General features: G+C 70.9%; 18 protein-coding genes. 13 read left to right on the top strand and 5 right to left on the bottom strand.

Features of this window, described 5'->3' with window-relative positions:
- Window positions 1-198 precede the first annotated feature (198 nt).
- From ACFXJ5_RS37215 to ACFXJ5_RS37185, 7 genes are all read left to right on the top strand, one after another.
- Window positions 199-1,224 carry a LacI family DNA-binding transcriptional regulator gene (locus ACFXJ5_RS37215; protein WP_384641603.1) on the top strand — a complete coding sequence of 342 codons (1,026 nt, stop codon included), beginning with the start codon at window positions 199-201 and terminating at the stop codon, window positions 1,222-1,224.
- Window positions 1,225-1,373: 149 nt separating this feature from the next.
- Window positions 1,374-2,378: an ABC transporter substrate-binding protein gene (locus ACFXJ5_RS37210; protein ID WP_384641600.1), complete on the top strand. Its 1,005-nt coding sequence runs from the start codon at window positions 1,374-1,376 to the stop codon at window positions 2,376-2,378.
- A gap of 84 nt (window positions 2,379-2,462) precedes the next feature.
- Window positions 2,463-3,980: a sugar ABC transporter ATP-binding protein gene (locus tag ACFXJ5_RS37205; protein ID WP_384641597.1), complete on the top strand. Its 1,518-nt coding sequence runs from the start codon at window positions 2,463-2,465 to the stop codon at window positions 3,978-3,980.
- On the top strand, window positions 3,977-5,062 hold the full coding sequence (locus ACFXJ5_RS37200) for an ABC transporter permease (protein ID WP_384641594.1): 1,086 nt from the start codon (window positions 3,977-3,979) through the stop codon (window positions 5,060-5,062). The genes ACFXJ5_RS37205 and ACFXJ5_RS37200 overlap by 4 nt, the downstream gene beginning before the upstream one ends.
- Window positions 5,059-6,066 carry a galactofuranose ABC transporter, permease protein YjfF gene (yjfF, locus tag ACFXJ5_RS37195; RefSeq protein ID WP_384641591.1) on the top strand — a complete coding sequence of 336 codons (1,008 nt, stop codon included), beginning with the start codon at window positions 5,059-5,061 and terminating at the stop codon, window positions 6,064-6,066. Before ACFXJ5_RS37200 ends, yjfF begins: the two co-directional genes overlap by 4 nt.
- Before the next feature lie 43 nt (window positions 6,067-6,109).
- On the top strand, window positions 6,110-7,222 hold the full coding sequence (locus ACFXJ5_RS37190) for a glutamate--cysteine ligase (protein ID WP_384641588.1): 1,113 nt from the start codon (window positions 6,110-6,112) through the stop codon (window positions 7,220-7,222).
- 295 nt (window positions 7,223-7,517) lie between these two features.
- Complete coding sequence (locus ACFXJ5_RS37185) at window positions 7,518-8,381, top strand: phosphotransferase (RefSeq protein WP_384641585.1); 864 nt, start codon at window positions 7,518-7,520, stop codon at window positions 8,379-8,381.
- Window positions 8,382-8,494: 113 nt separating this feature from the next.
- On the opposite strand, the gene ACFXJ5_RS37180 is transcribed toward ACFXJ5_RS37185, so the two are convergent.
- The 4 genes from ACFXJ5_RS37180 to ACFXJ5_RS37165 form a co-directional block, all read right to left on the bottom strand.
- Window positions 8,495-9,208, bottom strand: a complete 714-nt coding sequence (locus tag ACFXJ5_RS37180; RefSeq protein ID WP_384641582.1) for an exonuclease domain-containing protein — start codon at window positions 9,206-9,208, stop codon at window positions 8,495-8,497.
- Between the two features lie 64 nt (window positions 9,209-9,272).
- Entirely contained in the window at window positions 9,273-10,517 is a 1,245-nt protein-coding gene (locus tag ACFXJ5_RS37175; RefSeq protein WP_384641579.1) for an SAV2148 family HEPN domain-containing protein, read from the bottom strand.
- A gap of 106 nt (window positions 10,518-10,623) precedes the next feature.
- The gene (locus ACFXJ5_RS37170; RefSeq protein ID WP_384641576.1) at window positions 10,624-11,928 is read right to left on the bottom strand and encodes a copper amine oxidase; all 1,305 of its coding nucleotides are present in this window, start codon (window positions 11,926-11,928) and stop codon (window positions 10,624-10,626) included.
- A gap of 23 nt (window positions 11,929-11,951) precedes the next feature.
- A complete protein-coding gene (locus ACFXJ5_RS37165) occupies window positions 11,952-12,803 on the bottom strand; it encodes a Tat pathway signal sequence domain protein (RefSeq protein ID WP_384641573.1) in 852 nt (283 codons plus the stop codon).
- 235 nt (window positions 12,804-13,038) lie between these two features.
- Between ACFXJ5_RS37165 and glgX the strand changes: the two genes are divergently transcribed.
- The 3 genes from glgX to ACFXJ5_RS37150 all read left to right on the top strand — a co-directional run bounded on the left by glgX (window position 13,039) and on the right by ACFXJ5_RS37150 (window position 18,206).
- Window positions 13,039-15,159, top strand: coding sequence for a glycogen debranching protein GlgX (glgX, locus tag ACFXJ5_RS37160; protein ID WP_384641570.1), 2,121 nt, complete (start codon window positions 13,039-13,041; stop codon window positions 15,157-15,159).
- A gap of 137 nt (window positions 15,160-15,296) precedes the next feature.
- Complete coding sequence (gene treY, locus ACFXJ5_RS37155; protein ID WP_384641567.1) at window positions 15,297-17,654, top strand: malto-oligosyltrehalose synthase; 2,358 nt, start codon at window positions 15,297-15,299, stop codon at window positions 17,652-17,654.
- 72 nt (window positions 17,655-17,726) lie between these two features.
- Entirely contained in the window at window positions 17,727-18,206 is a 480-nt protein-coding gene (locus ACFXJ5_RS37150; protein ID WP_384641564.1) for a VOC family protein, read from the top strand.
- A 90-nt stretch (window positions 18,207-18,296) separates the two neighbouring features.
- Here ACFXJ5_RS37150 and ACFXJ5_RS37145 read toward each other — a convergent pair whose 3' ends face one another.
- Window positions 18,297-18,836 carry a DUF1707 domain-containing protein gene (locus ACFXJ5_RS37145; protein WP_384641606.1) on the bottom strand — a complete coding sequence of 180 codons (540 nt, stop codon included), beginning with the start codon at window positions 18,834-18,836 and terminating at the stop codon, window positions 18,297-18,299.
- Between the two features lie 262 nt (window positions 18,837-19,098).
- On the opposite strand from ACFXJ5_RS37145, the gene ACFXJ5_RS37140 reads away from it, so the two are divergent.
- The 3 genes from ACFXJ5_RS37140 to ACFXJ5_RS37130 all read left to right on the top strand — a co-directional run bounded on the left by ACFXJ5_RS37140 (window position 19,099) and on the right by ACFXJ5_RS37130 (window position 21,982).
- Entirely contained in the window at window positions 19,099-20,004 is a 906-nt protein-coding gene (locus ACFXJ5_RS37140) for a GNAT family N-acetyltransferase (RefSeq protein ID WP_384641561.1), read from the top strand.
- 68 nt (window positions 20,005-20,072) lie between these two features.
- A complete protein-coding gene (gene treZ, locus ACFXJ5_RS37135) occupies window positions 20,073-21,815 on the top strand; it encodes a malto-oligosyltrehalose trehalohydrolase (RefSeq protein WP_384641558.1) in 1,743 nt (580 codons plus the stop codon).
- On the top strand, window positions 21,812-21,982 hold the full coding sequence (locus ACFXJ5_RS37130; RefSeq protein WP_384641555.1) for a hypothetical protein: 171 nt from the start codon (window positions 21,812-21,814) through the stop codon (window positions 21,980-21,982). The genes treZ and ACFXJ5_RS37130 overlap by 4 nt, the downstream gene beginning before the upstream one ends.
- The last annotated feature ends 11 nt before the right edge of the window (window positions 21,983-21,993 follow it).

The following is a 21,993-nucleotide window of genomic DNA, read 5'->3' as shown; positions in this document are numbered from 1 at the left end:
GGCCTCCCCCGTGGAGGCCGGGCCGGCGGTGTCATGGGCGCTGCTGAATATCCGACGTCAACGAGCCTCCGCCCGGCCGTTGTTGAACCGTGACGCCCGGTCCTTGTGACACATCTTGACCGCTGATTTGTGAGCGCTAACAATGTCGTGCGCATCACAACCCTGTTAATCGGTGACCGGCACGAGGGAGACACGGCCATGGCACAGCCGCTTCACCGGGCCCCCACCATGGCCGATGTCGCCCGCCTCGCCGGCGTGTCCCACCAGACCGTCTCCCGCGTCCTGGGGGACCACCCCAACGTCCGCGACGAGACACGGGTCGGCGTCCTTCGCGCGATCGAGAAGCTGGGTTACCGCCGCAACTCCTCCGCCCGCGCACTGGCCACCCGTCGCACCCGCACCCTCGGGGTGATCGCCTGCGACACCACCCTCTTCGGACCGGCCAGCACCGTGTTCGCGCTCGAGGAGGCGGCGCGCGCCGAGGGGTACCTGGTCTCCACCGTCAGCCTGCGCGAACTGACCCCGGGAAACCTGTCCGAGGCCCTGGAACTGCTCAGCGAAGGCGGAGTCGAGGGGGTGGTCGTGATCGCCCCGCGCCGTTCGGCGGTCGGGGCCCTGGCCGAACTCCGCCATCCCTTCCCGGTGGTGACCGTGGCCGGCAGCCGCGATCCGGACTTTCCCTGCGTCGGCGTCGACCAGTACGCCGGCTCCCGGCTGGCGACCGAACATCTACTGGCCGCGGGCCACCGTACGGTCTGGCACGTCGCCGGTCCGGAGGACTGGCTGGAGGCCGAGGCGCGTACCGCCGGATGGCGGGCGGCACTCGAGACCGCGGGGGCGGAGATCCCTCCCCTGCTGTCCGGGGACTGGAGCCCGTTGTCGGGCTACCGGGCCGGCCAGGAGCTGGCCGGCTGGGCCGGCCGCGGTCTGACCGCGGTCTTCGTGGCCAACGACCAGATGGCGCTGGGGGTGTTGCGTGCCTTCCGCGAGGCGGGTCTGCGCACTCCCGACGACGTCGCGATGGTCGGCTTCGACGACATCCCGGAGTCGGAGTTCTTCGCTCCCCCGCTGACCACGGTCCGCCAGGACTTCCCGGCGGTGGGCAGACGCAGCATCGGCCTGCTGCTCGACCGGATCGAGGGCCGTGGCCCGGTGGGCGCGACCCGGCTCGTGATCGAACCCCAGCTCATCGTCCGCGGCAGCACCTCACCGCCGCACCCCTGAGTGCTAGCGCCTGCCTGTTAGCGCTAACAACCGATACGGGAACCTACTTGCGCCCTGGAGAACCGGCTCCCGTATAGCCGAAATCTCGAACAACAACCGACCGATTGAACAGCGCGTCCGTACCAGCTCAGTTCTTCGAAGGAGAAGACATGCTCAACAGACGTACCTTCCTCGCAGTCAGCGCCGCCACCGCAGCCGCGGGCGGCCTCGCTGCCTGCGCCAAGAAGAGCCCCTCGGCGACCTCCTCCAGCAGCGGCGGGAGCGGCAAGCAGATCACCCTCGGCTTCTCGCAGGTCGGTTCGGAGAGCGGCTGGCGCGCCGCCAACACCCAGTCGGTCAAGGACGCCGCCAAAGCGGCCGGGATCAACCTCAAGTTCTCCGACGCCCAGCAGAAGCAGGAGAACCAGATCTCGGCGATCCGCAGCTACATCGCCCAGAAGGTCGACGTCATCTCCTTCTCCCCGGTGGTCGTCACCGGCTGGGACGCCGTGCTCAAGGAGGCCAAGGCCGCGGGCATCCCGGTGATCCTCACCGACCGCTCCGTCGAGACCTCCGACTCCTCGCTGTACGTCACGCTGGTCGGCTCGGACTTCGAGGCCGAGGGCGAGCGCGCCGCGCACCTGCTGGAGAAGGTACTGGCCGACCACAAGGGTGCCGTCAAGATCGCACAGCTCGAGGGCACCACCGGTGCGGCCCCGGCGATCGAGCGGGCCAAGGGGTTCGCCAAGGTCATGAAGGCCAGTGACCCGTCCTGGAAGATCGTGGTCAGCCAGACCGGGGACTTCACCAGGGCCGGCGGCAAGCAGGTCATGGCTGCCTTCCTGCAGGCCCACTCCGACATCAACGTGCTGTTCGCCCACAACGACGACATGGCAATCGGCGCCATCCAGTCGATCCAGGCGGCGGGCAAGACCCCCGGCACCGACATCAAGATCGTGTCGATCGACGGTGTGCACGACGGCTTCGTCGCGATGTCCAAGGGCCAGATCAACGCGATCGCCGAGTGCAACCCACTGCTCGGCCCGCAGCTGATGGACGTCGTGAAGACGGTCCACGCCGGCAAGGCCTCCACCCTGTCGCGCTGGATCAAGACCAAGGAGGGCGACTTCACCCAGGACCAGGCTGCGGCCGCGCTCCCGACCCGCAAGTACTGACCACCCGGTTTACGGGAGCTCCCAGGCGCTGGGCGCTCCCGTACCGGCCGTGACGATTCCACGATTCCACCAAGGAGCGCTGCCATGGCAGAGCCGCGGCCCGTCCTGGAAATGACGGGCATCAGTAAGCAGTTCCCCGGCGTGCGGGCTCTGTCTGGCGTCGACTTCCGACTCTTCCCCGGCGAGATCCACGCCCTACTCGGCGAGAACGGCGCCGGGAAGTCCACCCTCATCAAGGTCCTGACGGGGGTTCACACCCTCGACGCCGGCACGGTCACCCTCGACGGCCGTCCGGTGCACATCGACAGCCCGCTGCAGGCCCAGCAGGCCGGCATCAGCACCGTCTACCAGGAGGTCAACCTCTGCCAGAACCTCTCGGTGGCGGAGAACATCCTCATCGGCCGCGAACCGCTGCGGGCCGGCCGGATCCAGTGGAAGCAGCTGCGCGCCAGGGCCGCCGAGCTGGTCACCCGGCTCGGGCTCGACCTTGACGTCTCCGCGCCGCTGGGCTCGTATCCGCTGGCGGTGCAGCAGTTGGTGGCGATCGTACGGGCCATCAGCATCGGCGACACCAAGGTGCTGATCCTGGACGAGCCGACCTCCAGCCTGGACCGCGACGAGGTCGCCGAGCTGTTCGCGCTGATGCGGCGGCTGAAGGAGGAGGGCGTGGCGATCCTGTTCGTCTCGCACTTCCTCGACCAGATCTACGAGGTCTGCGACCGGATGACCGTGCTGCGCAACGGCGCCCTGGTCGGCGAGCATCTCGTCGGCGACCTCGACCAGGTCGGGCTGGTCAAGCTGATGATCGGCAAGGACCTCGACCAGCTGGAGGAGCTGACCGAGCATCATCTGCGCCCCGCCGTCGGCGATCCGCTGCTGCGGGCCGAGAACCTGGGCCGGGCCGGCGGCATCGCCCCGTTCGACCTGGAGATCCACGCCGGCGAGGTCGTCGGGCTCGCCGGACTCCTCGGTTCCGGGCGCACCGAACTGGCCCGGCTGCTCTTCGGTGCCGACACCGCCGACGGCGGCACAGTCAGCCTCGGCGGCCGGCCGGCCGCCCTGCGGGCACCGAACGACGCGATCGGCAAGGGCGTCGCCTTCTGCTCGGAGAACCGCAGAACCGAAGGCCTGGTACCGGACCTGACGGTACGGGAGAACATCATCCTGGCCCTCCAGGCGGCCCGGGGCTGGACCCGTCCCATCCCGGCGGCGCAGCGCGACGAGCTGGTCGCCCGGTACATCGGAGTGCTGGACATCCGGCCGGTCGATCCCGAGGCCAAGGTCAGCACCCTCAGCGGCGGCAACCAGCAGAAGGTGCTGCTGGCCCGCTGGCTGATCACCCAGCCGAAGCTGCTGATCCTGGACGAGCCGACCCGCGGCATCGACATCGGGGCCAAGGCGGAGATCCAGAAGCTGGTGGTCTCGCTGTCCGAGGACGGCATGGCCCTGGTCTACATCTCCGCCGAGCTGGAGGAGGTGCTCCGGCTGAGTCACACCATCGGCGTGCTGCGCGACCGCCGGCTCGTCGCGCGGCTGACCAACGGCCCGGAGCTGACCGCCGGGCGGATCATGCAGACCATCGCGAGCGGAGAGCACCAGTGACCACCACATCCGCATGGCGTGCGGCGACCCAGCACCGGCTCTTCTGGCCGGTGGTGGTCCTGGTCGCACTGCTTCTGATCAACGTCCCCTTCACGCCCGGGTTCTTCGCGGTGCATCTGAAGGAGGGTCACCTCTACGGCAGCCTCGTCTCCATCGTGCTGTTCGGTTCCCCGCTCATCCTGGTGTCGATCGGTATGACCCTGGTGATCGCGACGGGCGGCATCGACCTGTCGGTGGGTGCGGTGGTGGCGATCGCCGGCGCGCTCGGCTGCCTGGTCGTCAGCAAGCAGGCCGACCAGAACAGCGTGTCGGGTGTCCTGCTCGGTTTCGCGCTGGCGCTGGCCGTCGCCCTGGTCTGCGGGGCGTGGAACGGGCTGCTGGTCGCCCGGCTGGGCATTCAGCCGATCATCGCCACGCTGATCCTCATGGTCGCCGGGCGCGGCATCGCCCAGCTCATCACGGGCGGCCAGATCATCACCGTCAACAGCGACCCGTACTCGCTGATCGGCGGCGGCTACTGGCTGACGCTGCCCTTCTCCATCTTCGTGGTGGTGCTGGTGGTGGCCCTCAGCATGGCGCTGACCCGCCGTACGGCCCTCGGGCTGCTGGTCGAGGCGGTCGGCGGCAATGCGGAGGCGAGCCGTCTGGTGGGCATCAGGTCCCGCCGTATCAAGATCATGGCGTATACGTTCTGTGCGCTGTGCGCCGGCATCGCGGGCCTGATGATCAGCTCGAACGTGTCGGCGGCGGACGGCAACAACGCCGGCCTGTGGATCGAACTCGACGCGATCCTGGCCGTGGTGATCGGCGGCACCTCGCTGACCGGCGGCCGCTTCCACCTCGGCGGCACCATCATCGGGGCGCTCATCATCCAGACCCTGACCACCACGATCTACACCATCGGCGTGCCGACCCAGACCAACCTGGTGTTCAAGGCGGTCGTCGTCATCATCGTCTGCCTGATGCAGTCCCCCGCCTTCCGGGCCAAGGTCTTCGGCGCGAGAGTCCGCCGGCGCGGCCCGGCACCGCAGGCCCCCGGCACGGCGGCCGACGCAGCGCCCCACGTGGAGGTATCGCAGTGAGCACCATCGACAACGGCCACACCGGCGGTCTCGGCGCCCGCCTGCTGCAGGACCGCCGGCTGCCCGTCCTGGTGACGGCCGGCCTGTTCGTCGCGATGTTCGGCTTCGGCGTCTACCGCTACCAGAGCTACGGATTCATCGACGGCCAGGTGTTCATGAACCTGTTCATCGACAACGGATACCTGCTGGTCGCCGCCGTCGGCGCCACCTTCGTGATCCTCACCGGCGGGATCGACCTCTCGGTCGGCTCGGTCATCGGCTTCACGACCATGCTGACCGCCTGGCTGGTCGAGAAAGAGCACGTGTCGGTGCTCATCGTGATCCCGGTCGCGCTGGGGGTCGGCGCGTTCGGCGGCTATCTGATGGGCTATGTGATCCACCACTTCGAGATCCAGCCGTTCATCGTGACCCTGGCGGGGCTCTTCCTCTTCCGGGGGCTGTGCCTGGTCATCAGCAAGGAGTCGATCTCCATCAACGACTCGCTCGTCGGCACGCTCGCCCAGACCCATGTGTCGCTGCCCGGCGGGTCCTTCCTCTCGATCGCCGCCGTCGTCTCGCTGGTCGTCCTCGCCGTCGCGTTCTACGTACTGCACTACACGCGCTTCGGCCGCCGGGTGTACGCCATCGGGGGGAACGAGCAGTCGGCACTGCTGATGGGTCTTCCGGTCGGCGGCACGAAGATCGCCGTCTACACGGTCAGCGGATTCTGCTCGGCGCTGTCCGGGCTGCTGTTCACCCTGTACATCCAGTCGGGTGACCCGCTGCACGCCGTCGGCCTGGAGCTCGACGCCATCGCGGCGGTGGTGATCGGCGGCACGCTGCTCACCGGCGGCTCCGGGTACGTGATCGGGACACTGTTCGGTGTTCTCGTGCTGGGCCTGATCAAAACGATCATCCAGTTCGAGGGCACGCTCAGCTCCTGGTGGACCAAGATCGCCACCGGGGTGCTGCTGTTCGCCTTCATCCTGATCCAGCGCACCATGACCGCCCGGCGCAAGACCTGAGGCCGGAGCGGTAAACCCCATGTGAAAGGGGTACTCGCTGTTTGTGCTGCGAACGGTAGGGGTGGAAGAAGAGCTGCTGCTGGTGGACGCGGGGAGTTTCACACCGCGCGCCGTGGCCGGAGCTGTGCTGGAAGGGGAGAAGGGCGGCGAGCTGGTAGCCGAGTTGCAACAGCAGCAACTGGAGATCAACACGCATCCCTGCGAGAGCCTCGAGCAGCTGCGCGGTGAGCTGCGCGCCTGGCGCGGGCGCGCGGCGGAGCTGGCCCGGGCACAGGGCGCGGAGGTGGCCGCGCTGGCCACCTCGCCGCTGCCGGTGTCGCCGCAGCTCACTCCGGGCGGCCGATACCGCCGGATGGCCGACCTGTTCGGGCTCACCGCACAGGAGCAGCTGACCTGCGGCTGCCACATCCACGTCGGGGTCACCTCGGACGAGGAGGGGGTGGCCGTCATCGACCGGATCAGGCCATGGCTGGCCCCGCTGCTCGCGCTGAGCACGAACTCGCCCCTCTGGCAGGGGCGGGACACCGGCTACGCCGGTTACCGCTACCAGGTCTTCGGCCGGTGGCCGACCGCCGGACCGCCCGAGCTCTTCGGCTCCGCCGCCGGCTACCGGCACGCGGTCGGCGCGATGCTGGGCACCGGCACGCTGCTCGACCAGGGCATGGTCTACTTCGACGTCCGCCTCTCGGTCACCTTCCCCACCGTCGAGGTGCGGGTCTGCGACGTGTGCCCCGACGCCGAGGACGCGGTACTGCTCGCCGCCCTCGTACGGGGCCTGGTCGAAACCGCCGCCCGCGACTGGTCCGCCGGCCACCCCGCCCCCGACGTCGGCGTCCATGTGCTGCGGCTCGCGGCCTGGCGCGCCTGCCGCTCCGGGCTCCAGGGCTCCCTGGTGCACCCGCTCACCCACCGGCCGGCGACCGCGCGCGAGGTGGTCGAGGCAGTCGTCGCCCACACCGCTGCCGCACTGGAGGAGGCCGGCGACCTCGACACCGTACGGGCCGGGGTCGAGCGGCTGCTCACCCGCGGCACGGGCGCCCGGTGGCAGCGGGAGGTGTACGCGGAGCGGGGCGCGGCGGCGGTCGTACGGGAAGCGGTGGAACGCACCCAGTCCTTCCAGGGCCTGTCCGGCCGATCTCCGTGGGACAGACCCTAGGCCCTGTCGTCAAAATGGCGCCGGCCGCCCGGAGGGCGGGTCCCGCGGCGTCTGGCGCGGTGCATCGCAAGGCGGAGATTCGCCCTCGTAGTGGGCTACTCGGGCGATTCGACAACGCAGCGAGGCGCCGTGCCAGGCGTCGCGGGACAGGCGGGATTTTGACGACAGGGTCTAGGAGCCGTGGCTGGGGGCACCTCCCAGCGTCCGGCTGGGGGAGCGTCGCCAGACCAGCATGATCCGGCCGACAGGGCCTGGGCGCCGGGGCGCCCTGACGCGGCTCTGCGATCATTGCGGCATGGCGTTCAACGAAGAGCTCGCGCGGGGTGTGCTCGCGGCGGCAGGATACCGGGCCGGTACCGCGAAGCTCATCGCCCTCGGCGAGAACGCGGTCTTCGAGCTGGACGGCGAGGTCGTCGCCAAGGTCGGCCGCGACGGGGAGCTGCTGGCGCGGGCCGAGCGCGAGGTGCGTACCGCCGTTTGGCTCGCCGGGCTGGGCATTCCGGCGGTGCGGGTGGCCGAGCCCGAGGCCCGGCTCGTCGCGGGGCACCCGGTGACGTACTGGCAGCGGCTGCCCGAGCCGGTCCGGGCTGCCGGGGCCGCCGACCTCGCCGGGCTCCTGCGGCTCGTCCACGCCCTGCCCGAGCCCGACTTCGCCCTCCCCCGGCGCGATCTGCTCGGCGGTGTCGAGCGGTGGCTCCGGCTGGCCGGCGACGCCATCGACCCGGCCGACGCGGCTTTCCTCCGCGACCGGCGCGACGGCTTCACCGCGGACGCGTCCGCGCTGACCCCGCACCTGCCCTCCGGGCCCATCCACGGTGACGCGCTGCCGCGCAACGTCCACGTCGGCCCGGACGGCCCCGTCCTGGTCGACCTCGAGACCTTCTCCGCGGACCTGCGGGAGCACGACCTCGTCGTCATGGCCCTCAGCCGCGACCGCTACGGCCTCGACCCGGCGGCCTACGACACCTTCACGGAGGCCTACGGCTGGGACGTGCGGGCCTGGGACGGCTGCGCGGTCCTGCGCGGCGCCCGCGAGACCGCCAGCTGCGCGTGGGTCGCCCAACACGCCCCCGCCAACCCCGCCGCCCTTGCCGAATTCCGCCGCCGCGTCACATCCCTGCGCGACGGTGACCCCACGGTGCGCTGGTACCCCTTCTGACGCCACGGGGCGGGTTTACTCCCCCCACCATGGGGCCAGCCCCCTGGACCCCCGAACGCCCTTATGGGGGTGCCCCCTCTGGGGGAATGTCCTCAAACGCCGGACAGGCTGAACTACACCGCCGGGGCCCGCAGGGGCCAGGCGGTGTCTATCTCGGGTGCGGGGGCGCCGCCTTGGCGGGCCAGGAACTTCTGGAAGCCGGCGGCCCAGTCGGCGTACCAGCCGATTTGGGAGCGGTGGAGTTCCCAGAGCTCGCCGTCGCCGGTTTCGGGGAAGCGCTCGGCCAGGGCGATGGCGACGCGGACGGCGGCGAGGGCGTCGGCGGCGGCTTCGTGGGCGTCGTCCAGGGTGACGCCGTAGAACTGGCAGGCAGCCTCGAGCGTGCGCTTGCCGCGGCGGTAGCGGTCGAGGGTGCGGTCGATGACGAGGGGGTCGACGACGGGGCCGACGTCGCCGTCGAGGCGGGCGTCGAGCGAGAGCAGGCTGTGACGGCGCAACTCGGCGGCGACGAGGCTGAGATCGAAGGGCGCGTTGTAGACGACGACGGGCACGCCGGCGGCCCAGTACGCGGCGAGCGCGTCGGCGATCTCGGCGACGGCCTCGACGGCGGGGCGGCCCTCGGCGGCGGCGCGGGCGGTGGTGATGCCGTGAACGGCGGTGGCCTCTTCGGGGATGGGGACGCCGGGGTCGACGAGCCACTCCCGGTGCCGGATGGGCTCCCCGTCCCTGACCTCCGTGACGGCGGCGGTGACGATGCGCGCCGTCAGTGGATCCGTCCCTGTCGTTTCGAGGTCGAAGCCGACCAGCAGTTCCCGGTGCCATCCCATTGGCGAGCGTCCCTTCCCGCGGTTCCCCCGTGTGCTCTGCCATCATCTCGTGAGCCACTGACAGTCAGGACACCGGCCGTGAGTCGGCCCAGACCCCCTCGAACTCCTCGCGGTAGACCTCGAAGAGGCCGGTCTGCCCGTCGGAGTCCTCGTCCTTGCTCTGTACGATCTCGCGCCGGCCACCGCGCAGGATCAGCACCGGCGCCTCCATGCCGCGGGCCTTGCGCAGGTACGACTGCACGACCGCCAGCCCGTCCGCGCCGTCCCCGTCGACCAGATAGGCCGTGAAGCGGGGGGTCTCGTCGAAGACCCGGATCTCGAAGGCCGCGGTGTCGCGCAGCCGCGCCCGGACCCGCCGCATGTGCATGATGTTCATCTCGACCGAGCGGCTCAACTCACCCCGTCCGACGCCCAGTTCGCGCTCCCGCCGGCGCACCGCGCTGCTGGCGGGGTTGAGGAAGAGCAGCCGCACCCGGCAGCCGGATTCGGCGAGCCGGACGAGCCGCCGGCCGGAGAAGTTCTGCACCAGCAGATTGAGACCTATGCCCACCGCGTCGAGGCGTCGCGCGCCCCCGAAGAGGTTCTCGGCCGGGAGCTGCCGTTGCAGGCGTACGCGGTCGGGGTAGACGCCGACGACATCGGCGTAGCGGTCGGCGACCAGCTCCTCGACGGCGTCCACCGGCAGCCGCTCGGAGGACGGGTAGCCGGGCCCGGAGCCGAGGATGTCGAGCAGTCGGGCGGCGGCCCGTTCGGCCTGGTCGAGGACGGTCCGGGACAGGGCACGGTTGCGGGAGACGACGTGCCGGGCCACCTCCAGCTCGTCCAGGGCCATTTCGAGTTCGCGGCGCTCGTCGAGGTAGGGCTCGAAGCACGGCCAGTGCTGGACGACGAGTTCCCGCAGCTGCGGGAGCGTGAGGAAGCTGAGGATGTTGTCGTCGGCGGGGTCGAGCAGGAAGCCCTTGCGGCGGCTGACCTCGCGTACGGCGGCGGCGCGCTGGACCCACTCGTGGCCGGCCGGGCCGGCCGCGGCGACCACCCACTCCTCGCCGTGGACGGGTTCGTAGATGGGGCGCAGTATCGCGTTGACGACGGCACGGAGCCGCTGCTCGACAAGATTGAGCCAGACGTATGCCCGCCCGGCGCGCCGGGCGCGTGTGCGCACCTCGGCCCAGGCGTCGGCGCCCCAGTCCAGTTCCGCTCCGATCTCCAACGGCAGTGCCAGGGACACCGATGCGGTGGTCCCGTCGTTGATGCCGCCGCCCTGGTCCCCCTGTTCACCGCCACCAGGGAGTACCAGACCTCCCGACATCACGACTGCACCCGCCTTCCGCCCCCGTCCACGATCAAGGAAGGGTACTGCGGGGCGGGAGGCGGTGCAGCCGTAACGACGCTACTTCACTACATGCTTACGCCACTCAGTGTCCCTGGCCGTTGTTGCCGGACAGGTCGTCAGGAGTCAGCGGGCTCATGGCGGTGACATCGCGGGGCACCAGCTGGAAGCCCTGCCAGTGGACCGGCATGGGGGTCTGGTCCTCGTCGCGCGGGATGTGGTGGAAGCCGACGTTGACCCACATCACGGGGTGCTTGAGACTCTCGCCGTTCACCCACTTGTCCACTGATGTTCCCCTGCCGGCGCAGGCCGGGTCGCTGTTGCCGCTCGCGAACTGTTCGCAGGCGCGGTACTGGGTGAAGTACACGTCCTTGGAGGTGTAGGCGTGGGCGTCGTAGTGGTCGGAGTGCTGCTGGACCAGCTCCCATGACCTGGCGTGCCGGTCGGCGTTCTTCCCGGCCGTGCTGACCACCCGCCACCAGCGGCGCAGCGCCGAGGTGCCGGCGAGCTCCTTGGTCACGTTCGTGCTGCTGGTCTTGAGGATCTCCGAACCGGTGCCCCGGCCGGCCTTCTTGGTGTCGAACTGCTGGACCTTGGCCTGGTTCGAGCCGTCCAGGTCGAAGTTCAGCCGCCAGAAGACCGAGTGGTAGTGGGCGGTGGAGTAGTCGCGGTTGCCCTTGCCGATCGGCCAGCCGGTGCCCGCGCCGCTGTAGTCGCCGGGCGAGAGGTCACCGGTGGCGCCGACCTTGGCGGTGATGGCGCCGTCGTCGGAGAAGTTCCACTGGGTGATGTACTCGTACCAGCCGAGCTGGGAGACGGAGAAGAGCACCAGGTCGTCGCCCTGCTTGGTGTACTTCTTCGGGTTCCCCGCGTTGTCGTAGATGTCGCTGCGGTAGGCGTAGCCGTGCGGCAGGACGTTGGTGCACAGCGCCTTGACGTTGCGTTGCTGCTGCGCGATGTACGCGGAGCTGATGGTGCCGCCGGGGCATTCGCTCGCGCCGATGTTGATGGCGGTGTTGCCGAAGCCGATGTCGGACAGGTCGTTGTACTCGGTCTGCCCGGAGTCGTACGGGACGTTGACCTGGGCGAGGGAGGCCGAGGCCAGCACCTTGATGGGCCGGGGCTCGTTCTTGGGCTGGTAGGCGATCTTCTCCAGCACCAGGCCCTTGGTGCCGCTCATGCGCCAGCACATGGTCCAGGTGGTGCCGTTGGGCAGCGTCTTCTTGACGGTGGAGGCGGTGCTGCCGCAGGGGGCGGCCGCCGCTGTCGTCGCGGTCGTCGCCGCGGGGGCGGCCGAGGCCGTCGAGCCCGCCGCTCCGGCGAGGAAAGCGGGTATGAGGAGGAGCGCCGTGGCCGTACCGAGGGCCCGACGCACAGTAGAGGTGCGCATGGTGCTGAGGTCTCCGCTCTGCTCTAGTGGCTGTGCTGCGCCGGAACGATCTGGCCCACGGTGCGGTCGCTGAGGTCGACGACCAGATTGGTCGCGTCGATCCACGGTCCGCCCTTCACCTGCGTGAACAGCCGTACGCACCGGTGCTTGCCGCACTTGGCGAGATCGGCGGGTCCGGACTGCTCCGCGGTGTTGTAGGCGATCCCGCGTAGTGTGAGCTGCGAGGACCTGGTGAGTTCGGTGCCCTTGGTGGCGGCCTTGAAGTCGGTCCGCAGGCCCTTGCCGAGCGGGTCGGCTATCAGCAGCTGGGCGGCCTGGTCGGTCTCGTCGGCCGAGGGCGGCGGCTGCATGCCGCTCGCGGTGTCGGTCTGCTCGACCTTGCCGGTGGTGAGGTTGACGGTCTTCTTGACGAGCTGGTCGTGCCCGTAGTCGTAGAAGAGCACCTCGACGCGGCGGGCGTCGTCGGCCTGCGGCTGGGCCGAGTCGGCGAGGTCGGTGTCGACGTACTCGGGGCCCCGGCCCCCGTCGACGGATTCGGCGCTGCGCAGCGCGTTGCGCGCGAGGGCGATGGACTTGGCCCGGTCGACCTCGGCCTTGGTCAGGGGCCCGCGTCCGGTCTTCTCCGCACCCTGTGGCGCCGCGTTCTCCGTGGCCGCCGTGGTCGGAGTCCCGGGCGTCCCGGACGCGGCGGCGTGGACCCCGCCGGTCCCGGAGTGGTCGTCGCCCGAGGCGCTGCGCGGCAGTGTGATCCCGATCATCACCGCCGTGGCGGCGACGGCTATGCCGCCACCTATGAGGGCGCGCCTGATGCCGCGCCCGGCCGTACCCTTGGTGCTGGTCTGCACCACGGGACGGCTTTCCCCCTGCTCTGTCACTTACGTCTCCCCTGTGTCGTACTGTCAGTCCTTACGACGTTGTCAGGAGCACACAGGTTGCTCACAGTTTTCGGATTCTTGGGTCAGCCAGGGGAATTGGGGCACTCGTACTGGGGAAGATCTTGGCGATTCCCTGCCATTGGACCAACTTGTGCGTGAAGATGCACCTTCGGCAAGGTTGCGGCCGGGGGTGCGGCCTACCGACGCCCGACCGGGAAGTGGAAGAGTCGACATCATGCAGGTCTGGCCGGGTCAGGCATACCCACTGGGCGCCACGTACGACGGCGCCGGGACCAATTTCGCCGTGTTCTCCGAAGTGGCGGACCGAATCGAGCTGTGTCTTCTGCACGACGACGGTTCGGAGACCGCCGTGGAGCTGCGCGAGGCGGACGCCTTCGTACGCCACGCCTACGTGCCCGGCATCATGCCCGGGCAGCGCTACGGATTCCGGATCCACGGCCCCCACGAGCCGACCCGGGGGCACCGCTGCAACTCGGCGAAGCTGCTGCTGGACCCGTACGCCAAGGCCATAAGCGGCTCCATCGACTGGGACGAGGCGGTGTACGGCTACCGCTTCGGCGAGCCGGAGAGCCGCAACGACATGGACTCGGCGCCGCACACCATGGCCTCGGTCGTGGTGAACCCGTATTTCGACTGGGCCGACGACCGCTCGCCGCGCATCGACTACCACCGCACCGTGCTCTACGAGGCCCATGTGAAGGGCCTCACCATGCTCCACCCCGACCTGCCCGAGGAGATCCGGGGCACGTACGCGGCCCTGGCGCACCCGGCGGTAATCTCGCACCTGGTGGAGCTGGGCGTCACGACCCTGGAGCTGATGCCGGTCCACCAGTTCGTGCACGACCACCGTCTGGTGGACACCGGCCTCAACAACTACTGGGGCTACAACACCATCGGCTTCTTCGCCCCGCACAATGCGTACGCGTCCATGGGGGACCGCGGCGAGCAGGTGCTCGAGTTCAAGACGGCGGTACGCGCCCTGCACCGGGCCGGCATCGAGGTGATCCTCGACGTGGTCTACAACCACACCGCCGAGGGCAGCCACCTGGGCCCGACCCTGTCCTTCCGGGGCATCGACAACGCGTCGTACTACCGGCTGGCCGACGACCCGCGCTACTACACGGACACCACCGGCACCGGGAACTCGCTGCTGATGCGCAGCCCCCACGTGCTCCAGATGATCATGGACTCGCTGCGCTACTGGGTCACCGAGATGCACGTCGACGGCTTCCGCTTCGACCTCGCGGCGACCCTGGCCCGGCAGTTCCACGAGGTCGACCGGCTGTCGTCCTTCTTCGACCTGGTGCAGCAGGACCCGGTGGTCAGCCAGGTCAAGCTGATCGCCGAGCCCTGGGATGTGGGCGAGGGCGGCTACCAGGTGGGCAACTTCCCGCCGCTGTGGACCGAGTGGAACGGCAAGTACCGCGACACCGTACGGGACATGTGGCGCGGCGAGAACGCGACCCTGGCGGAGTTCGGCTCCCGGCTGACCGGGTCCTCCGACCTGTACCAGGACGACGGGCGGCGGCCGCTGGCCTCCATCAACTTCGTGACCTGCCACGACGGCTTCACCCTCAACGACCTGGTCTCGTACAACGAGAAGCACAACGAGGCCAACGGCGAGAACAACCGCGACGGCGAGAGCCACAACCGCTCCTGGAACTGCGGCGCCGAGGGCGAGACGGCCGACGAGGACGTGCTCGCGCTGCGCGGCCGCCAGATGCGCAACTTCGTCGCCACCCTGATGCTGTCGCAGGGCGTGCCCATGCTCGCCCACGGCGACGAGTTCGGCCGCACCCAGCACGGCAACAACAACGCCTACTGCCAGGACAGCGAGCTCGCCTGGGTCCACTGGCCCAAGGAAGGCAACACCGACGCCGAACGCCTCCACGACTTCACCCGCCAGATGGTCTGGCTCCGCCGCGACCACCCCGTCTTCCGCCGCCGCCGCTTCTTCCACGGCCGCCCCGTCGAAGGCACCCACGACGAGCTCTCCGACATCGCCTGGTTCACCCCCGAAGGCGAGGAGATGGCCCAGCAGGACTGGCGCGACGCCCACGCCAAGTCCCTCGTCGTCTTCCTCAACGGCAGCGCGATCTCCGAGCCCGGCGATCGGGGCGAGCGCATCTACGACGACTCCTTCCTCCTCATGTTCAACGCCCAGGACGGCCCCCTCGAATTCGTCGTCCCCGTCAACCACGGCAAGGAATGGCAAGTCGTCGTCGACACGGAACGCCCCGACGGCGTCCCCCCAGGCACGGGCCAGAAGGTCACCCAGGGCGACCGCCTGCGCCTGGCCGACCGCAGCCTCGTGGTCCTTCAGCGCCCGGCGTAGGCCTCCGGCTCGATTCAGCCCGTCCGGCGCTTGAGGACCGGTGCAGGGCGGAGCCCTGGTTTCGGGAAGGGGCGGGGTGGGCGACAAACCGGCTCCGGTGTGATCAGCGCACCGCGTGACGGGGTAGGCAGTCCGTTATGACCGCCAACCCGGCCGTGCCGACCGTGCCCAGCGCCACGTACCGACTGCAGTTGCAGCCGGACTTCCCGTTCGCCGCCGCGGAGGCGGTCGCGCCGCGGTTGGCCGAGCTGGGGGTCTCCCATCTGCACCTCTCCCCCGTGCTGCAGGCGGTCCCGGGCTCCACGCACGGGTACGACGTCGTGGACCACACCCGGGTCCGCGACGAACTCGGCGGTGAGGACGGCCTGCGGGCGCTGTCGCGGACGGCGCGCGAGCACGGCCTCGGCCTGATCCTGGACGTCGTGCCCAACCACATGGCGGTGCCCGCGCCCGAGCACCTGGCGCGCCCGCTGTGGGAGGTGCTGCGCGACGGGCCCGACTCGCCGTACGCGCGCTGGTTCGACATCGACTGGGACGCGCAGGGCGGCCGCGTACTGCTCCCGGTCCTGGGCGGCCCGCTCGAGGACGTGCTCGGTGAGCTGGAGGTCCGGAAGGACACCCTGCGCTATTACGAGCACGCCTTCCCCGTCCGCCCCGGCACCGAGAAGCTGCCGCTTCGCGAACTGCTGGACGCCCAGTGGTACCGGCTCGCGCACTGGCGGACGGCCAGCAGCGAGATCAACTACCGGCGGTTCTTCACCATCTCCGAGCTGATCGGGGTCCGCGTCGAGGACGAGGAGGTCTTCGAGGCGACCCACGCCACCCTGCTGCGGCTGCTGCGCGAGGGCGTCGCCGACGGGCTGCGGATCGACCACCCGGACGGCCTCGCCGACCCGGCGGCGTATCTGACCCGGCTGCGCGAGGCGAGCGGCGGCCGGTGGACGGTCGTCGAGAAGATCCTCACCGGGGACGAGCCGCTACCCGCCGACTGGGCCTGCGCGGGCACGACCGGCTACGACGCCCTCGACCGGATCGACGGCCTGTTCACGGACCCCGACGGGGTACGCGCGATCACCCGCTTCTACGAGGAGTTCGGCGGCGCCCCCGCCGACGAGGGCGGACAGTGGGCCCCGACCGTCCACCGGGCCGCGTACCGGCTCGTCACGCACGACCTCGCCGCCGAGGTGGACCGCCTCGCCCGGGCCGCCGAGCGGGTCACCGGCGCCGAGGGGCCGCTGCTGCGCGCGGCGATCCGTGAGGTGCTCGTACGGATCCCGGTCTACCGCTCCTACGTCGTGCCGGGCGAGCCCGCGCCGCCGCAGGCCGTGGCCATGCTGGAGGCGGCCGCCGCCGGGGCCCGGGTGCCGGAGGCCGGAACGGTGGCCGAGCTGGCGCTGGGCCGGCTGGGGCGGGGGCCGGACCAGGACGACTTCGCGGTCCGCTTCGCCCAGGTGTCGTCCGCGCTGCGCGCCAAGTCGGTGGAGGACACCGCCTTCTACCGCTGGTACCCCCTCCTCTCCCTCAACGAGGTGGGCCGCGACCCCGCCCGCCCGGCCTGCGCACCCGAGGACTTCCACGCCTTCTGCGCCCGGCTGCAGCGCGACTGGCCCGACACCGGCACGGTCCTCACCACCCACGACACCAAGCGCAGCGCCGACGTACGCGCCCGCCTCACCGCCCTCTCCGAGCTGCCCGGTCCCTGGGCCGAGTGGCTGCGCGGCGTCTCGGCCCATATGCGCGAGTACTTCGGCCGCTCGGGTATCCCGGTCCCCGACCGGCAGGTGGAGTACCAGGCCTGGCAGTACGCCGTCGTCTTCTGCTCCGCCGCGGCGGCCGACGTCGTCGCCGGCACCCTGCTCAAGTCGGAGCGCGAGGCGGGTCTGCGCACCAGTTGGACCGAGCAGGATCCCGCGTACGAAGAACAACTGACCCGCTTCACCCGCGAGCTGATCTCCGGCCCGACCTCCTACGCCACCGCCGAGATCGCCCGGGCCCTCGAGGCCCCCGAACGCGCCAACCGCCTCGGCGCCACGCTCGTCCACCTCACCATGCCCGGCGTCCCCGACGTCTACCAGGGCGACGAGGACCGCCAGCTCCTCCTCGTCGACCCGGCCAACCGCGCCCCCTACGCCCCCGGCTCCGGCTCCGGCTCCGGCTCCGCCGAGCTGTCCGAGAAGGGGCTGCTCACCGCCACCGCGCTCCGGCTCCGCCGCGACCACCCCGACTGGTTCGGCAGGCTGTCCACGTACGAGCCGCTGTTCGCGGCCGGCCCGGCGGAAGCGCACTGCGTGGCCTTCCTCCGCTGCGGCCGGGCGCTCACCGTGGTCACCCGGCTCTCGCACCGCCTGGCCGAGGCCGGCGGCTGGCGCGGCACCCAACTGACCCTCCCGGACGGCAACTGGACCGACCTGCTGACCCACCGCACGTACTCGGGCAAGGTCCGCCTCGAAGAGCTGCTGCACCACAACCCCGTGGGGCTGCTCGTCCTGGGCTGACCCGCCCGGCCCGCCGTTTCCCTCCCCCACTCCGGCGGCGGGCCGGGCTACCGTGTCCCTATGATCGCCGAAATGCCCCGACTTGCCGGAGTTCATCACATCAAACTCCCCGTACGCGACCTGGCCCGCTCCGAGGCCTGGTACGGCCGGGTCCTCGGCTACCACCGCGTCGCCGAGTTCATCGAGAAGGGCACCCTCAAGGGCCTCGCCCTCGACCACCCGGCCGGCGGCCCCCACCTCGGCCTGCGGCTGGACCCGGCACGGGCCGAGGCTTCCGCAGGGTTCGACTACTTCGCCATCGGCGTGCCCGACGAGGCCGCGATCGAGGCACTGGCCGCCCGGCTGGACGACCTGGGCGAGCAGCACGGCGAGGTGATCCGGACCCGCATCGGCTGGATCCTGCCCCTGCTCCACGACCCGGACGGCCACGAGGTCCGCTTCTACACCATCACCGAGCACACCCCCCGCGACCCCGGCCACGTCATGCGGGTCGAGGACGGCCGCAACCTCATCGACTCGTCAGCCCGACGAACGCCGCCGACACACCGCTGAGTTCGACCCGGGAGAAGGCGGTGAGCGGCCCGGTCGACCACGCGGCGCTGCCCCGGGTCAACGGCGACGGAACGACGCAGCTCCTCGAGGTCACCTCACGTTCCGGGACTCCAGCCGGAAGCTCATCCGCCCAAAAGTGACCTGGTCCCCGGCCCGGACGACCGCCGAGCCGATCACCCGTCGTCCGTTGACGAACGTCCCGTTCATCGACCCGAGGTCGTGCAGCACCCAGCCGCGCGCCTCGAACCGCAGCTCCGCATGCATCCGCGAGGACGAACCGTCGCTCAGCCGGAGGCCGTTGGTGACATCCCGGCCGATCCGCAACGGATACGGCGCCGGCTCGGGCAGCACCAGCGGCGGCAGTTTCTCCGCCCGCCAGGCGGCCCGCAGCCGCACCTGGAAGGCCGAGAGCTCGCCGACGGCCCGCAGCAGCAGCTTGGACAACCGTCCGCCGCCGGTGGCCGGCAGGTCGGCGGTGAGGGCACGCAGTTCGCCGTGGTCGCGGGCGGCGAGAGCCAGGCCCATCCGGCGGACGAAGGTGTCGTGCGACAGCCGCCCCTCGATCGCGCCCTCCCGCAGGAGGCCGATGACCCGCTCGCGCTCGGCATCCGACAGCCGCGCGGGTGCCATCTCGAACTCGTACGACGTCACGCCGTGATTGTGACAGGCCCGAAGGGCGTTGTCCTCAGGGCGTGGAGAGGCCGGAACAAATACGTGGACGCGGCGGGAAGCGTGCGGTTATCGTCGGCCCAACGCCCTGGACCAGGAAGGAGGCGAGCGCGATGTACGCGACGACAACTGTGCGCTCCCGCCCCCTGAGATGGGCGTCCCACGTCTGACGAGGTGTCCGACCGGGAGCGCGTCACACTCTCCCGAAGGATTCTGGACACCCATGTCTGATCTGGTCATCCGCCCCCTCGAAGCGGGCGAGACACACCTCTTCAACTCCCTTTCCGACCCCGGCCTCGTCGGCCGTCCGCTGCTCGGCCACGCCTTCGCGCTCACCGACGAGGGCGGCGAGTACCGGCCCGAGTGGTCCTGGGTGGCGCTGCGCGAGGGCGCGGTCGTCGCGCGGGCCGCCTGGTGGGGTGCGCCGGGGGACGCCGAGCCGATGGCGCTCGACTGGCTGGACTTCACCGACGCCGACGCCGCCGTACAGCTGCTGCGCACCGCGCCGCTGAAGGCCGAGTACGACCTGTTGCTGCCACCGGGCTGGCGCGACCGCCCCGAGGTACGGGAGGTGGCGCAGGCGCGGATCGACACGGCGATCGTGGCCGGCATGGAGCCGCTGGTGGAGCGGTTCCGGTACGACTGGACGCCGGAGTGCGGGCTGCCGGAGCGGCCCGGGCGGCTGGAGTTCCGGCCCGAGCCGGACGACGCGGTGATCCTGGACGTGCTCAAGCGCATCGGGCACGGCAGCCTGGACGCCCACACCCGGCACACGACCGAGCAGAAGGGCGCCGACGCGGCGGCACGGGAGGAACTGGACATCCTGCTCTGGTTCCCGTCACCGCGTGCATGGTGGCGGCTGGCGTACACCCCGGACGGGCAGCCGGCCGGCATCCAGGTGCCGAGCCGCAACAGCGCGGGGCGCCACGTCATCGGCTTCATCGGCGTGCTGCCGGAGCAGCGCGGCCACGGTTACGCCTACGACCTGCTGGTGGAGTGCACGCACGACCTGGTCGGGTACGGCGCGGAGCGGATCGCCGCCGCGACGGACCAGGGCAACGCCCCGATGGCGGCGCATTTCGCCAAGGCGGGCTATCCGGTGACGCAGGAGCGGGTCAACCTCGTGTGATCCGACTCGTGTGATCCGACTCGTGTGATTCCCTGACGGCGGGCCCGGCGTACCGCAGCATGGTGACCATGCTCTTCGACGTGTGGGCGCCGGGCGCCGCTGATGTGGAGGTTCGGGTCGACGGTCGCGCGCACGACATGCAGCGCGATCCGGAGCGCGGCGGCTGGTGGGTCGCCGACGCACCGGCCGTCGCCGGCTCGCGCTACGCCTTCGTACTGGACGGGGGCGACCGGGCCCTGCCCGATCCGCGTTCGCGGCGCCAGCCAAACGGCCCGGACGGGCCGAGCGCGGTCGTGGACCACGGGAGCTTCGCGTGGCAGCGGGAGTGGCCCGGGAGGCCGCTGCCGGGGGCGGTGCTGTACGAGCTGCATGTCGGCACCTTCACCGTCGAGGGTACCTTCGACGCGGCGGTCGAACGGCTGCCGCACTTGGCCGGGTTGGGCATCACGCACATCGAGCTGATGCCGGTCTGTCCGTTCCCCGGCACCCACGGCTGGGGGTACGAGGGCGTGTCGCTGTGGGCGGTCCACGAGCCGTACGGCGGCCCCGACGGGCTGAAGCGCTTCGTGGACGCCGCCCACGCCCACGGGCTGGGGGTCGTGCTGGACGTCGTACACAACCACCTCGGGCCGTCCGGAAACTATCTGCCGGCCTTCGGGCCCTACTTCACCGACCGGCACCACACGCCCTGGGGCGACGCGGTCAACCTCGACGCGCCGGGCTCGGACGAGGTGCGGGCGTATCTCGTCGGCAGCGCCCTGGCCTGGCTGCGGGACTACCGGCTGGACGGGCTGCGGCTGGACGCGGTCCACGCGCTGGTCGACACCCGGGCGCTGCACTTCCTGGAGGAGCTGTCGACCGCCGTGGACGCACTGTCCGCCGCGCTCGGCCGGCCGCTGTTCCTGATCGCCGAGTCCGACCAGAACGACCCCCGCGGCACCACCCCGCGCGAGGCGGGCGGCCTCGGCCTGCACGCCCAGTGGAACGACGACTTCCACCACGCCCTGCACGCGAGCGTGACCGGCGAATCCTTCGGCTACTACGAGGACTTCGCGCGGGCCGGCGTCGCGGGCCTGGCCAAGGTGCTGAGCGACGTCTTCCTCCACGACGGTACGTATTCCGGCTTCCGGGGCCGCACGCACGGCCGCCCGGTGGACCGTACGGTCACCGCTGCGCACCGCTTCCTCGCGTACGCCCAGACCCACGACCAGATCGGCAACCGCGCGACCGGCGACCGGCTCGCGGCGGCGGTCACGCCCGGGCTGCTGGCGGCCGCCGCCGCGCTGGTGCTCACCTCGCCGTACACGCCGATGCTCTTCATGGGCGAGGAGTGGGGCGCGCGCACGCCCTGGCAGTTCTTCACCGACCACGACGACCCCGAGCTGGCGGCCGCCATCACCCGGGGGCGCCGCCGCGAGTTCGCCGCCCACGGCTGGGACGCCGAGGACATCCCCGACCCCCAGGACCCCGCCACCCGGCGCCGTTCCTGTCTGGACTGGGCCGAGCCGGCGCGCGAACCGCACGCGGCGCTGCTCGCCTGGTACCAGCAGCTGATCGCCCTGCGGCACGCCGAGCCCGAGCTGACCGACCCGGACCTGGAGGCCGTACGGGTGGACCACGGCAAGCAGACCCTCTGCCTGGGCCGGGGCCGCTTCCGGATCGCCGTGAACCTCTCCGCCGAGGAGGCGGTCGTCCCGCTGCACGGCCCCTGCGAGGTCGTCGCCGCCTGGACGCCCTGCCCGCCCCCGGACGCGTACGGACGGCTGCTGGTGCCCGGGCACTCGGTCGCCGTCGCTACGCTCGTCGTATGAGCGAGGTGAACGAGGTGAACGAGGTGACCGAAGCGCCCGAGGACGAGCCCCGTGCCGAATGCGTGCTGTGCCGCGAGCCCACCGAATACCCGCGGTCGCGGCCCGGCATCACGCTCTGCCCGCGCTGCGAATGGCAGGAGGCGCAGCGCACCGCCTGCTCCGGCTGAGTCCCGGGTCC

Origin of the sequence: Streptomyces sp. NPDC059373, from assembly GCF_042751495.1 — a bacterium.
GTDB lineage: Bacteria > Actinomycetota > Actinomycetes > Streptomycetales > Streptomycetaceae > Actinacidiphila.
This window is presented reverse-complemented; position numbering and strand designations above follow the sequence as displayed.